Origin of the sequence: Micromonospora sp. LOL_024, assembly GCF_048060415.1 — a bacterium.
Classification (GTDB): domain Bacteria; phylum Actinomycetota; class Actinomycetes; order Mycobacteriales; family Micromonosporaceae; genus Micromonospora.
Window position 1 is genome coordinate 1 of the sequence record NZ_JBHMIS010000127.1, and the last position, 1,431, is coordinate 1,431.

General features: G+C 72.0%; 1 pseudogene. It reads right to left on the bottom strand.

What is annotated here, in order from left to right:
* Positions 1-1,382: pseudogene (tnpC, locus tag ACFHWY_RS28480) on the bottom strand (IS66 family transposase); the annotation flags it as partial.
* Between the last annotated feature and the right edge of the window lie 49 nt (positions 1,383-1,431).

A 1,431-nucleotide genomic window follows, 5' to 3' on the forward strand; every position in this document is an offset into this window, starting at 1 on the left:
GGGATCCAGGGTTTCCCGGCGGCGGCGTGGATGAGGGCGTCGAGGATGTCGATGCCGTGCCGGCTCGCGGTGGCGGTGTAGGACCGGATCGCTGCGAAGTGTTGGGCGCCGGTCGGGGTTCGCATGCAGCCGGAGACCTTGACCCGTAGCTTCGGCATGCGGAGGGTCTGCTCGGCGGGGTTGTTGTCGAACGGCACGCCGGGGTGGGTGAGGAACCGTAGGTAGTCGTCGCGGCGGTCACGCAGTCGGGTGAACAGGGCGTGGTGCTTGCGTTCCAGGGGTGTGGAGCGGGCGGCGGTGGCCTGGCAGCCCAGGATCACGGCGGAACGCAGGAGGTGGACGTGTTCACCGACGGCGGCCGAGTCGACGCCGGCGCCGTCGTCGACGAGGCGTTTGAGGGCGGTCAGGGCGTGGATCGCCTGCTCGGCCAGGTGCGTTACCTGGCCGGTGGCGGTGTCGGTGGCGTAGACCAGCTCGCGCAGGACGTGGGCGTTGCACAGAGCATGGGTCGCCGTGGTGTAGGTGTCGTAGGGCGCCCAGGCGTCGTGGACCGCGACCCCGGTGAAGCCGGGCAGTACCCCGGCGTCGTCGATGGCCGCCACGCCCCGTTTCGGATGCACGCTCAGCAGCACGTCGGTGGTGGTGGAGGCGGAGTGCAGCTACGCCAGACGGCCGCCGGTACGCAGGCCGGTCTCGTCGAAGTGGGCCACCGCGGCGGCGCGGACCCGGTCCCGGATCACCGGCAGGACCGCCTCCACGATGCCCGACGCGGTACGCCGCGCCCAGCCGGCAACCGTGGCCGGAGCGACCCGCGCCCCGAACAGCGCCGCCACCGCCTGGGCGGTCCGCCCGAGGGTGAGGAACTGCCCGTGCAGCAGGTAGACGCCGATCCCCATCAGGCGAGGACCGTAGACCGCCGGGGCACCGGCCTCGACCGGGGCGTCACCCACGATGTGACGCCCACACCGGCAGGCCACCGTGACGAGCTGATGCTCGGTCACCACGAGATTCGGCTCCGGCACGTCGAACACCTGCCGGCGGCCCACACCCACCACCGCAGCCCCGGCCAGATCAGCCCCGCAACCGCCACACGCCGACGGCACATGCCGCACGACCACGTCCGGATCCGCGACCCGCTCCAGGGTCGCCCCCGGCTGCCCCGCCGGACGCCCAGGCCGGCGCCCCGACCGGCCCCGCAACGACTTCGGGGCAGGCTTGACCAGCCCGTCCGACGACGGCGGCCGACCAGAGTTCCTCGACGACATCCCCAACCGGGCTTCAAGCTCGGCGATCCGAGCCAGAGCCTTCTCCAGCAGAGCCATCAACTCCGCGTTGCGCGCGAGCAACTCCTCATACGAAGGCTGCGGCGGCTGGGCGGACACGACACCGGAACCTACCAGCCTCCACGAAGGACCAGGACCGGACCCGCCA